Genomic DNA, 12,608 nt, shown 5'->3' with positions numbered 1-12,608 from the left:
GCACCCTGGTGCGCCGCCGCTCCGAACTGGGCGGGCCCACCGTCACCGTGGCGGTGCTGTCGGCGGTGTCGGCGGCACTGGCGGAGTATCTCGACGAGCCGTGCGATGCGCTGGGCGCCGAGGTGCCGATGGCCAAGGCCGGTGTTCGTCAAGCAAATAACCACTTCGCGAACATTCCGGTCGGACTGTACCCGCAGTACGATCGGCGGGTCCGCGCCGAGCGAATCCTCAGCGACGTGGCCGGTGGCCGGTTGCGTGCCCGCCATCGGGCTTCGGTCGCGGCCGACAAGGCGTTCGCCAAGACGCCGGCGGCGCTGCTGCGCTGGGGCGTGGAGCAGTTCGACGCGCAGATCCGGCCGGTGCGGGTGGCCGGCAACACCGTGGTGTCCAGCGTGCACCGCGGTGCCGCCGACTTGCGTTTCGGCATGTCACCGGTGGTGCTGACGGCGGGGTTTCCGGCGCTGTCCCCGGCCATCGGTCTTACCCACGGCGTGCACGGCATCGGGGAAACCGTGGCGATCAGCGTGCACGCGGCCGAGTCGGCGGTCAGCGATATCGATGTCTATCTACGTCTGCTGGATGCGGCGTTGTAGGTTGGGGCGCATGGCTACTGCTACTGACGTCGCATTGCTGATCCTGCGCCTGGTTCTGGGTCTGACCATGGCGGCGCACGGTTTCAACAAGTTCTTCGGCGGGGGACGCATCGCGGGCACCGCGAGATGGTTCGAGAGCATCGGGATGAAGTACGGCAGGTTCCAGGCGCTGACGGCCGCTACGGCCGAAATCGCCGCCGGACTGGGACTGGCCGCCGGGTTGTTCACCCCGATCGCCGCGGCGGGGTTCGTCGCGCTGATGGCAGTCGCGGTGTGGACCGTGCACCGGTCGAACGGCTTCTTCGTGCTGACCAACGGCTGGGAGTACAACCTGGTGCTGGCCACCGGCGCCGTCACGGTGGCGATGATCGGGCCGGGCTATCTCAGCCTGGATCACCAGATCTTCTGCCGCTGTTGGCAAAACGGCTGGCCCGGCCTGTGGATCTCGGTCGGTCTCGGGCTGGCGGGCGCCATCGGTCAGCTGGCGCTCTTCTACCGCCAGCCGGCCAAGTCCGAGGAGACCGGCGAGTAGGGCAGCCCGCTGCCGGCGTTCTCGTCGACGACGACCTGTCGGCCCAGAAACGGGAACGCGCGCTGCGGGCAGGCCTCGCGCTCGCAGATCTTGCAACCCGCTCCGATGGGCACCACGGTGGCGTCGTCATTGAGGGCGACACCGGTGGAGTACACCAGCTTGTCGGCGTGCGCCAGATCGCACCCCAAACCGACGGCGAAAGTCTTGTGCTGCCCAAGATAGCCGCGCCCCTCGGGCGGCGTGGTGGTGGCGATCCAGAAGTACTTGCGGCCGTCGGGCATCTGCGCCACCTGGGTGACGATCCGGCCGGGCTGGCTGAACGCGTCGTGCACCACCCACAGCGGACAGCTGCCACCGACCCGGCTGAAGTGAAACGCGGTCGCGGACTGACGTTTCGAGATGTTTCCCGCCTTGTCGGTACGCACGAAGATGAACGGCACCCCTCGCCGGCCGGGCTGTTGCAGGGTCGACAGCCGATGGCACACCGTCTCGAAACCGACCTCGAAGCGGCGGCCCAGCAGGTCGATGTCATAGCGCAGGTCGGTGGCGGAACGCTGAAACTGCCGATACGGCAACAGGAACGCGCCGGCGAAGTAGTTGGCCAACCCGATCTTGGCCACCCCGCGGGACTCCGGGCTCAGCGACTGGTCTTGGGCCACGATGTCCGACATCAGCTCCTGTTGGGTGAGCAGTGCCAGTTGGGTGGCGATCTGGAAGGCCCGCTGACCGGCCAGCAGCCAATGCGCGATGCGCAGCACCCGGGTCGCCGGGTCGAAGACCCGCTTGGTTCCCGCGGGCAGGTCGTCAACGATCGCCACGGTGATGTCGAATCGTTCGGACATCAGCGTCGACAGCTGAATGTCCAAGCCGCCGAAGCGCATTCCGGTCTCGACGAACAGTCGTTCGGCGGCGTTGTCGAGCTCACCGATGTAGTTGTTGCGGTCGTAGAAGAAGTCGCGGACCTCCTCGAACGGCATGGGCCGGACCACCGATTGCGCCGAGTCGCCGGAGATCTGTGACCGGTAGGACTCCAATTCCTCGGTGGCGCCGCGTAGTTGGCGGTGCATGGTCAGCAGGCTGTTGCCGATATCCGGCATCCGAGCGACCAGTTCCTCGATCTGGCTGTCACTGGCGGCGTGTTCGCCGGCGGTGGCGGTGAACATGTCACGCAGGTCGGCGACCAGCCGGGCATCGGAGTCGCCGGAGAAATACTGGGCGGGCAGGCTGAACCGGTCGGTGAGCGCCAGCAGCACCGGAACGGTGATCGGCCGCTGGTCGTTCTCCAGCTGGTTGACGTAGCTGGTCGACAGGTTCAGCGCACGCGCCAGCGCAACCTGGGTCAAGCCGCGCTCCTGGCGCAGGCGTCGCAGCCGAGCCCCGGCGAACGTCCGGGTGGTCGAGGGTGCCATGTGCCGCAGCTTAGCCCGCCGGGTATTCGCAAGGTTTGCAAAAGGGGTGGGGTAAGGATGCATTAATACACATTCACGGTATGTTTCGGCAGATAGAAAGCGTGCGTAGGCTGTGGATTATGCAGCTACACGACGTCAAATCCCGCCGCAGCGCCGAAGACTTTCCCCGCTCCGAGCATCTCGCCGCCAAGATCGCGCAGGTGGCCGCGGACCCGGTGGCCGTGCCCGACGACACCGCGGCGATGGTGATCAACCGGATCATCGACAACGCTGCCGTCAGTGCGGCCGCGGTGCTGCGCCGGCCGGTGACGGTTGCCCGCCGGCAAGCCCAGGCCCACCCGTCGGCCCCGGGCGCTGCCGTGTTCGGCGTCGAAGGCAGCTACTCGGCCGAGTGGGCCGCCTGGGCCAACGGCACCGCAGTGCGGGAACTGGACTTCCACGACACCTTCCTGGCGGCCGACTACTCGCACCCCGGCGACAACATCCCGCCGCTGGTGGCCGTCGCCCAACAACTCGGGGTGTCCGGGGCCGACCTGATCCGCGGCCTGGCCACCGCCTATGAGATCCAGGTCGACCTGGTCAAGGGGATCTGTCTGCACGAGCACAAAATCGACCACGTCGCCCACCTGGGCCCCTCGGTGGCCGCCGGAATCGGCACCATGCTGAAGCTGGACCCTGAGGTGATCTACCAGGCGATCGGTCAGGCGCTGCACCTGACCACGGCCACCCGCCAGTCCCGCAAGGGGCTGATCTCCAGCTGGAAGGCCTACGCGCCCGCCTGGGCCGGCAAAGTCGGCATCGAGGCCGTCGACCGGGCGATGCGCGGTGAAGGCGCACCGGCTCCGATCTGGGAGGGCGAGGACGGCGTGATCGCCTGGCTGCTGTCCGGATCTGATCACACCTACCAGGTTCCGCTGCCCGGCCCCGGCGAGGCCAAGCGCGCCATCCTGGACACCTACACCAAGGAGTACTCCGCCGAGTACCAGAGCCAGGCGCTGATCGACCTGGCCAAGCGGCTGCGGGAGCGAATCGGCGACCTGAGCCAGGTAGCCACCATCACGTTGCACACCAGCCACCACACCCACTACGTGATCGGCACCGGCTCGGGTGATCCGCAGAAGTTCGACCCGGACGCCTCGCGGGAGACCCTGGACCACTCGGTGATGTACATCTTCGCCGTGGCGCTGCAGGATGGCAGCTGGCACCACGAACGTTCCTATGCGCCGGAACGCGCCCACCGGCCCGACACCATTGCGTTGTGGCGCAAGATCTCCACCGTCGAGGACCCGGAGTGGACTCGGCGCTACCACTCGACCGACCCGAATGAGAAGGCCTTCGGGGCGCGCGCCGAGATCACGCTGCGCAGCGGCGAAGTCATCGCCGATGAGCTCGCGATCGCCGACGCGCACCCGCTGGGTGCCCGGCCGTTCGAGCGCAAGCAGTACATCGGCAAGTTCACCGAGCTCGCCGAGGGCGTGGTGACCGTCGGCGAACAGGAGCGGTTCCTCGCCGCCGCAGAAGGCATTGCGGAACTGTCCGGTGCTGAGCTGCATGCACTGAACATCGTGGTCGAGCCGGCGCTGTTGGATCAGGCGCCGGCGACTCCCGACGGGATCTTCCGGTGAGTGGGCTGCTCGGCGCAGCCGTGACCGCCTCGGAAAAGCGCGCGGCATTCCGGTTCGGTCTGCAATCGGGTCAGCTGCAACGGATCCCGGGCGCCTTCTCACCTCTGGTCGCCAAGCTGGTCGCCGAGATCGGGTTCGACGGCGTCTACGTCTCCGGTGCGGTGCTCTCCGCCGACCTAGGACTGCCGGACATCGGTCTGACCACGTTGACCGAGGTGGCCGGGCGCGGCGCGCAGATCGCCGCCGCCACCGACCTGCCCACGCTGATCGACGCCGACACCGGCTTCGGCGAGCCGATGAACGCCGCGCGCACCGTCACGGTGCTCGAAGACTCCGGATTGGCCGGGTGCCATCTCGAGGACCAGGTCAACCCCAAGCGGTGCGGGCACCTCGACGGCAAAGCCGTGGTGCCGACCGCCGACATGGTCAAGCGGTTGCGTGCCGCAATCGCTGCCCGCCGGGACCCGAACTTCATCATCTGCGCGCGCACCGATGCCGCCGGGATCGAAGGCCTGAGCGCTGCGATCGACCGGGCGAAGGCCTACGCCGACGCCGGCGCGGACCTGATCTTCACCGAAGCCCTGAGCGGGCAGGCCGATTTCGAACGGTTCCGCGCCGCAGTCGATGTCCCGCTGCTGGCCAACATGACCGAGTTCGGCAAATCGGAGCTGCTGACCGCTGCCCAACTGACCGACCTCGGCTACAACGCCGTCATCTACCCGGTGACCACGCTGCGGCTGGCGATGTTCGCCGTCGAAGTGGGCCTGCGGGAGATCGACACGGCCGGAACGCAATCCGGGCTACTGGACCAGATGCAGCACCGCAGTCGGCTCTACGAGCTGCTGCGCTACGCCGAGTACAACCAGTTCGACTCGGAGATTTTCAAGACATCTTCAACTTCACGTTAGAGGGAGGCCACCGGTGACCACTGCCGAGATTCACAAAGGACTCGCCGGGGTGGTCGTCGACACCACCGCCATCTCCAAGGTGGTGCCGGAGACCAACTCGCTGACCTACCGCGGCTACCCGGTGCAGGACCTGGCCGCGCGTGTGAGCTTCGAGCAGGTCGCCTATCTGTTGTGGCACGGTGAGCTGCCGACCGACGCCGAGCTGGCGTTGTTCTGCCAGCGGGAGCGGGCCGCCCGGCGGGTGGACCGGTCGCTGTTGTCGCTGGTGGAAAAGCTCCCCGACAACTGCCATCCGATGGATGTGGTGCGCACCGCGATCAGCTACCTGGGTGCCGAGGACCCCGCCGAGGATGACCCGGCGGAGTCAGCGAACTTCGTCAAGGCGCTGCGGATGTTCGCGGTGCTGCCGACGATCGTCGCCGCGGACCTGCGCCGCCGGCGCGGTCTGGCGCCGATAGCGCCGCACAGTCGCCTCGGCTACGCCGAGAACTTCCTGCGGATGTGCTTCGGTGAGGTGCCCGAGCCGGTGATCGTGTCAGCATTCGAGCAGTCCATGACGCTGTACGCCGAGCACAGCTTCAACGCGTCCACCTTCGCCGCGCGGGTGGTCACCTCCACCCAGTCCGACATCTACAGCGCGGTGACCGCGGCCATTGGCGCGCTCAAGGGCTCGCTGCACGGCGGCGCCAACGAGGCGGTCATGCACGACATGATCGAGATCGGCGAGCCGGAGCGGGCCGCAGAATGGCTGCACGGCAAGCTGTCCCGCAATGACAAGGTGATGGGATTCGGTCACCGCGTCTACAAGCACGGTGACTCCCGGGTACCGACCATGAAGGCCGCGTTGGAACGTGTCGCGGCGGTCCGCGGCGGCCAGCGCTGGGTGGACATCTACCAGGTGCTGGAGGCCGAGATGTTCGCCGCCACCGGGCTCAAGCCCAACCTGGACTTCCCGACCGGGCCGGCCTACTACCTGATGGGCTTCGACATCCCGATGTTCACCCCGCTGTTCGTGATGAGCCGCATCACCGGGTGGACCGCGCACATCATCGAGCAGACCGCGTCCAACGCGTTGATCCGCCCGCTGAGTGCCTACTCGGGAAGCCCCCAGCGCGTTCTCAAGGCGGTCTGACGCAGAGCCGGGGCTAGCATTCGGGACATGTCGCAACTGTTCCCCGATTACCGCCCGCTCTGGGAGACCGACCAGCACCGCGAACTGCGCAAGCACGCCGCGGCGTTCCTGCGCAAGGAGGCCACCCCGCACCAGGAGCGTTGGGTCGCCCAGCACGGGGTGGACCGCGAATTCTGGAACAAGGCCGGTGACGCCGGGCTGCTGGGACTGGATCTGCCCGAGGAGTTCGGCGGCGCCGGCGGCGACTACGCCTTGCACTGCGTGGTGCAGGAAGAACTCGTCTACGCCCACGACCAGTGCTTCGGCTTCTCGGTGCACTCGCCGATCGTGGCGCACTACCTGTATGCCTATGGCAACGACGAGCAACGCAAACGCTGGCTGCCCAAGGTCATCAGCGGCGAGGCGGTGCTGGCGATCGCGATGACCGAACCGGGTACCGGATCGGATCTGCAAGCGGTGCGCACCACTGCGGTGCGCGACGGCGACTACTACGTCATCAACGGCTCGAAGACGTTCATCTCCAACGGAACCCACTGCGACCTGGTGGTGATCGTGGCCAAGACCGACCCGTCCCAGGGGGCCGCCGGGGTGTCGCTGATCGTCGCCGAGACCGACGGGCTGGCCGGTTTCGAACGTGGCCGGGTGCTGGCCAAGATCGGCCAGCACGGCCAGGACACCCGGGAGCTGTTCTTCACCGACATGCGGGTGCCGGTCGCCAACCTGCTCGGGGAGAAGGAGGGGCTGGGCTTCTACCAGCTGATGGAGCAGCTGGCCCGCGAGCGGCTGATCATCGGGACGCTGTGCGCGGCGCTGGCCGAGGCCGCCGTGCTGGAGGCCATCCGGTACTCCAAGGAACGCGAGGCGTTCGGCCGGCCCATCGGCAATTTTCAGCACACGAAATTCGTGCTGGCCGAATGCAAGACGGAGACGCTCGCGATCAAGACCCTGGTCGACTACGCGATCAGCCAATACGTCGACGGCAAGAACGACCCGATGACCGCCTCGATGGCCAAACTGTTCGCCGCGGAGAAATCCGACCAGGTCGTCGACAAGTGCCTGCAGATCTTCGGCGGCTACGGTTACATGGCCGAATACCCGATCGCCAACATGTACACCGGCTCGCGGGTGAACCGGATCTACGGCGGTACCAGCGAGATCATGAAGGAGATCATCAGCCGATCGCTGTGAGCTCCCGGTTTCGCCGCACAGACCTAGAACACGTTCTAGTCTGAGAGTCATGGGATTTCTCAAACCTGAACTGCCCGTTGTCGACTTCGCCGAATGGAGCAAGGGCACGCGCAGCGAGAAGATCCGGCCGATGGCCCGGCACTGGGCCGAGGTGGGTTTCGGCACGCCGGTGGCGCTGCACCTGTTCTACGTGCTCAAGATCGGTCTCTACATCCTGGGTGCGTGGCTGTTCGCGTTGAGCACCGCCGGTATCGATGGCTTCACGCAAGTGCGGGAATGGTGGAGCGAACCGATCGTCTTCGAGAAGGTCGTGCTCTACACAATGTTGTTCGAGGTGATCGGCCTGGGCTGCGGCTTCGGCCCGCTCAACAACCGCTTCTTCCCGCCGATGGGATCGATCCTGTATTGGTTGCGGCCGGGCACCATCCGGCTGCCGCCCTGGCCGCGGCGCATTCCGCTGACCGCCGGAACCAGCCGCACCCCGCTGGACGCCGCGTTGTACGCGGCCTTGCTGGTGATGCTGCTGGTCGCCTTGGTGTCCGACGGGACGGGTCCCATCGCCGCGCTGGACACCGAAATCGGGGTGCTGCCGCACTGGCAGATCCTGACGATCCTGGGGATCCTGGCGCTGACCGGCCTGCGGGACAAGGTGATCTTCCTGGCCGCCCGCGGTGAGGTCTACGCGCCGCTGGCTGCAGCGTTCCTGTTCACCGGGGTCGACATGATCGTCGCGGCCAAGGCCATCTTCATGGTGATCTGGCTGGGCGCGGCGACGTCGAAACTCAACCGGCACTTCCCGTTCGTGATCTCGACGATGATGAGCAACAACCCGCTGATCCGGCCGAAGGCGCTCAAGCGCCGGTTCTTCAAGAACTTCCCCGACGACCTGCGTCCCGGCGGTCCGTCGAAGGCGCTGGCGCACGTGAGCACGGCGATCGAGATGCTCGTTCCGCTGGTGCTGTTCTTCTCCCACGGCGGATGGCCGACCGCGATCGCGGCCTCCGTCATGGTCTGCTTCCACCTGGGCATCCTGGCGGCGATCCCGATGGGGGTGCCGCTGGAGTGGAATGTGTTCATGATCTTCGGCGTGCTGTCGCTGTTCGTCGCGCACGCCGATCTCGGGTTGCGCGATGTCAACAACGCCTGGGCGGTGGCGCTGCTGTTCGCGATCAGTGCCGGCACCGTGGTACTGGGAAACCTGTTCCCGCGCAAGGTGTCATTCCTGCCCGGGATGCGGTACTACGCCGGCAATTGGGACACCACGTTGTGGTGTTTGAAGCCGTCGGCCGACGAGAAGATCGCCCGCGGGATCGTGGCCATCGCCAGCATGCCCGCCGCCCAGCTGGAGCGCTTCTACGGCAGCCCCGAGGCCGCCCAGATCCCCATCTACATGGGATATGCGTTCCGCGGCTTCAACACCCACGGCCGGGCGTTGTTCACCCTGGCGCACCGGGCAATGGCCGGCCAGGATGAGAGCGACTACGCCCTCACCGACGGGGAGCGGATCTGCTCGACAGCGGTCGGCTGGAACTTCGGCGACGGCCACATGACCAACGAGCAGCTGATCGAGGCGCTGCAGCAGCGCTGCGGCTTCGAACCGGGGGAGGTGCGCGTGGTGATCCTCGACGCGCAGCCGATCCACCGGCAGACCCAGACCTACCGGCTGGTGGACGCCGCCACCGGGGTGTTCGAGCGCGGCCATGTCAAGGTGGCCGACATGGTGGCCCGTCAGCCCTGGGACGACGATCTGCCGGTTTATGTCGACGAGAACGGATCTCGCTGACCGGCTCAGGCCGCCTCCGGGGTACGCGACAGGAAGCGGGGCGCGATGGCCGCCGCGGTTGTGGCGACCGCAGTCGAGCTCAGTGCCTGCGCCCAGCCGATCGGGCCGAGCGGCGTGCAACCCATGAATTGGCTGACACCCGGGGTGCTGATCAGCAGCGCCATCGCCGCGAACGAGCCGGCCGCGGTGACCGCCACCAGCGGGGAGCGTGACTCCAGCAGGGTCTGGCTCAACTGGGTGGTCACCAGCGCGACCAGGGCCACCGTGGCGGCGCGGCGCGGGAAGCCGGTGAATCGCGCCATGAACCACGCCGCGAGTGTGGCGCCGGCGGTGGTGGTACCACGCAGTGCCACCGCGCGCAGCAGCGCCTTTTCGTCGGGTCCGCGCCCGCTGAAGGGCATCGGCCGTCGGGGTTGGCTCATCGCCAGCGCGGTCGCGGGGAACGCGTCGGTCACGATGTTCACCAGCAGCAGCTGCCGGGTGTTCAGCGGCGCCTGACCGGTCAGGGCGCTGCCGATGATGGCGAACACCGCGCCGCTGGCGTTGCCGCCCAGCAGCACCGCCACCGCGGCCTGCACCCGCTGCCACAGCTGGCTGCCCTCGTTGAGGGCGTCCAACAGGGTCTCGATACGCCCGTCGAGCAGCACCACGTCCGCGGCGGTGTGGGCGGCGTCGCTGCCCTGGGCGACGATCCCGATGCCGACGGTGGCCGCGCGGATGGCGGCGGCGTCGTTGGCGCCGTCGCCGACCATCGCCGACACCTTGCCGCTGCGTTCCAGTGCCTGCACCACCTGCACCTTGTTCGCCGGTGACATCCGGGCGAACACCACCCGCTCGGCGACGGCGCGCTCCTGCTCCTTGCCCGACAGGCTCTCCCATTCGGTGCCGGTGATGACCTGCTCCTCGGTCACCGGCAGACCCATCTTGCGGGCGATCGCGCGCCCGGTGGTCGGGTGATCGCCGGTGATCATCCGAACCGGCACCTCGCGGCGGTGCAGCTCGGCCAGCAGGCCGGCCGACCCGGCGCGCGGGGTATCGGCGATACCGACGAAGCCGACCAGCGCCAGTCCGTGGGCGCACTGCCGGGCCATGGCGGTCAGTTGATCCTCGGGGTCGGCGGAGGCCGAAAGTGACTGTGCCTGCTCGGCGCTGAGCTCGCGCCGGGCCACGGCGAGCACCCGCAGGCCGTCGTGCGCCAACTGCTCCACCAGGTCGTAGACCTCGGGCGCAACGTCGCCACAGGCGGCGAGCACCACCTCGGGGGCACCCTTGATGCTCAGTTCGGTCCCGGTCACCGACGCCGCGAACGGGCGTCCGGAACGGAACGGCAGGTGCACATCGGCGGCAGCCGGCGGGCAGTCGGCGATCACCGGCTCGGCCGCTGCAATGATCGCGGCGTCGGTGGCGTCGACATGGCTTTCCCTGCCCGACGGTGTCGCCTGTATCGCGCAGCGCAGCACCTCGTCGGGGGCATGGCCGGCGGCGGCGCGCACCTCGGTGACCTGCAACCGGTTCTCACTGAGCGTGCCGGTCTTGTCGAAACAGATCACGTCGACCCGGCCGAGTGCCTCCACGGAACGCGGCACCCGCACCAGCACACCGGATTTGGTCAGCCGTTGTGCCGAGGCATGCTGGGCCAGCGTCGCCACCACCGGCATGCCTTCGGGGACGGCTGCGACGGCGACCGAGACACCTTGGGCCACCGCGTCTTGCAGCCTGGTGGCGCGTAGCACCCCGAGCAGGCTGACCAACCCGCCGGTCATCAGGCTCAGCGGCCATATCCGGTCGGTGATCTGGCCGAGCTGATGGCCCAGCCCGATGTCGCCATGGCGGCTGGCGACCATGTCGGCTGCCCGGCGCACCTCGGTGTCAGGACCCACCGCGGTCACCAGCGCGAGGCCCCGCCCGGCCGCGACGGTGGTGCCGGCGAAGAGCATGCAGCGCCGTTCGGCCACTTCCGCGCCCGGGGTGGCGTCGGTCTGCTTGGTCACCGGCAGCGACTCACCGGTCAGCGACGCTTCGTCGACTTCCAGCTTCTCGTGTTCGACCACGCGGGCATCGGCGGGCACCACGTCGTCGGGCCCCACCTCGATCAGATCGCCGCGCTGTAACTGATCGGGGAGCAGCTGAACCCGTTCGCGAGTGCCGTCGGGCCGGATCGTGATCTTCCATGCCGGCGGGATCTGGTCGGCGAGTAGCCGATTGAGCCGCAGCTCGGCACTGAGCCGCTGTCCAGCGGCCAGCACGGCGTTGCTGGCCAGCACCGAGCCGACCAGCAGGGCATCCAGCGGCGAGCCCAATATCGCAGTGGCCGTGGCGCCCAATCCCAGTACCGGGGTCAGCGGGTCGGACAACTCGTCACGCACCGCGTCGACAAACTGCCACAGCGTGTGACGTTGGCTGGGTTCGGCAGTGGGCGACGCGGATGCGGGAACCGACGCCAACACGGCCCGAACCTGTTCGACCGACATGGCGTGGAACTCATCGACGGGAACCGGCCGTGGCAAGGGTGCGTTGACCACCTTGCGCGCCATCTGGTATCCCGAGAACACCCCCGACGCCGCGCCCAGCACGACCGGCCCGGGACCGCGGCCCCGAACGGTCGGTATCAGCAGCAGCGCGCCCATCGCCGACGCTCCGATGGACAGCTGGACACCCCGGCGACTGGCCGCCTTGGCCGCGGGCAGCGCATGCAGTACCCGCCACACGCCAGCCAGATCGTCGACGATCAGGTCCGCGCCCAGTGGCTGTGGCCGGCCGTCGCCCTCGGCCAAGATGGCCACCCCGAGATCGGCGGACGACAGCGCCCGGGTGGCAGTCGAGGAGATCACCGCGACGGTGTGGCCGTCCTCCTGGTAGCGGACCAGTCTGTCGAGCAGTGCGTCGTCGATCGAACTTCCGGTCAGCGGAGCGATTTCGTCGAACGCCGGTCGCAATTCCCCCAATCCGTCGGGGTCATCGACGGACACCACCTGCACCTCGGCCCGCTGGGTCTCCGCGAGTGTCGCGGCCGCCAGCGGATGATGCGCCGGCGCGAAAAACGCTTCGGTGCGGGCCCGCCCGTTGCGGCGGCGCCCGTCGGGCACCGCGTGCCATCCGGCCCGCAGCGCGTCGTTTGTCAGCATCGCCTGGGCGCGCTCCCACACGGCCAGGTCCTTCTCGCCGGCGCCGCGAAGCCGTACCAGGCGCAAGTCGTCGCTGCGCAGCACCCGCGGGTCGAGGATCACCACATCGACCCGGTCCAGTCGGCGCAACCCGTCCGGGCGCAGCTGCAGCGCCTCGTTCTTGTCGGCCAGGCCGCGGCTCAACGTCGCCGCGAACGATTCCAGGGTGGAGCGGGCGGCCTTCGGCACGGCCACCAACGCGGCGGTGCCGGCCAGATTCGGGTCGCGGCTGACGGCGCCGACCACCGCGGCACGGTTTCCGACTGCCCGGGCG

The 12,608-nt window shown here is 68.1% G+C and carries 8 protein-coding genes and 1 pseudogene; 7 read left to right on the top strand and 2 right to left on the bottom strand.

What is annotated here, in order from left to right:
• Together DQP56_RS18585 and DQP56_RS18580 are read left to right on the top strand one after the other, a co-directional pair.
• Positions 1-593 (top strand): annotated as a pseudogene (locus DQP56_RS18585) (DUF1298 domain-containing protein); the annotation flags it as partial.
• A gap of 10 nt (positions 594-603) precedes the next feature.
• Positions 604-1,125 carry a DoxX family protein gene (locus DQP56_RS18580; protein ID WP_112687901.1) on the top strand — a complete coding sequence of 174 codons (522 nt, stop codon included), beginning with the start codon at positions 604-606 and terminating at the stop codon, positions 1,123-1,125.
• On the opposite strand, the gene DQP56_RS18575 is transcribed toward DQP56_RS18580, so the two are convergent.
• Positions 1,086-2,534 carry a short-chain fatty acyl-CoA regulator family protein gene (locus DQP56_RS18575; RefSeq protein ID WP_112687899.1) on the bottom strand — a complete coding sequence of 483 codons (1,449 nt, stop codon included), beginning with the start codon at positions 2,532-2,534 and terminating at the stop codon, positions 1,086-1,088. The two genes, DQP56_RS18580 and DQP56_RS18575, sit on opposite strands and share 40 nt — an antisense overlap.
• Before the next feature lie 119 nt (positions 2,535-2,653).
• Between DQP56_RS18575 and prpD the strand changes: the two genes are divergently transcribed.
• The 5 genes from prpD to DQP56_RS18550 are packed head-to-tail and all read left to right on the top strand — an operon-like array spanning position 2,654 to position 9,170.
• Positions 2,654-4,159 carry a 2-methylcitrate dehydratase PrpD gene (gene prpD / locus DQP56_RS18570; RefSeq protein ID WP_205868914.1) on the top strand — a complete coding sequence of 502 codons (1,506 nt, stop codon included), beginning with the start codon at positions 2,654-2,656 and terminating at the stop codon, positions 4,157-4,159.
• Positions 4,156-5,067 (top strand): methylisocitrate lyase, encoded by a 912-nt coding sequence (gene prpB, locus DQP56_RS18565; RefSeq protein WP_112687895.1) that lies wholly within the window; start codon positions 4,156-4,158, stop codon positions 5,065-5,067. Before prpD ends, prpB begins: the two co-directional genes overlap by 4 nt.
• Before the next feature lie 13 nt (positions 5,068-5,080).
• Entirely contained in the window at positions 5,081-6,199 is a 1,119-nt protein-coding gene (locus DQP56_RS18560) for a bifunctional 2-methylcitrate synthase/citrate synthase (protein WP_112687893.1), read from the top strand.
• A gap of 27 nt (positions 6,200-6,226) precedes the next feature.
• On the top strand, positions 6,227-7,387 hold the full coding sequence (locus DQP56_RS18555; RefSeq protein WP_112687891.1) for an acyl-CoA dehydrogenase family protein: 1,161 nt from the start codon (positions 6,227-6,229) through the stop codon (positions 7,385-7,387).
• A gap of 49 nt (positions 7,388-7,436) precedes the next feature.
• Positions 7,437-9,170, top strand: a complete 1,734-nt coding sequence (locus DQP56_RS18550; protein ID WP_112687889.1) for a DUF3556 domain-containing protein — start codon at positions 7,437-7,439, stop codon at positions 9,168-9,170.
• A 5-nt stretch (positions 9,171-9,175) separates the two neighbouring features.
• On the opposite strand, the gene DQP56_RS18545 is transcribed toward DQP56_RS18550, so the two are convergent.
• On the bottom strand, positions 9,176-12,608 hold a 3,433-nt coding region (locus DQP56_RS18545; RefSeq protein WP_133258966.1), incomplete at its 5' end, for a cation-translocating P-type ATPase.

Origin of the sequence: Mycolicibacter senuensis (genome assembly GCF_003284925.1) — a bacterium.
In the GTDB taxonomy this organism is placed as follows: domain Bacteria; phylum Actinomycetota; class Actinomycetes; order Mycobacteriales; family Mycobacteriaceae; genus Mycobacterium; species Mycobacterium algericum_A.
This window is presented reverse-complemented; position numbering and strand designations above follow the sequence as displayed.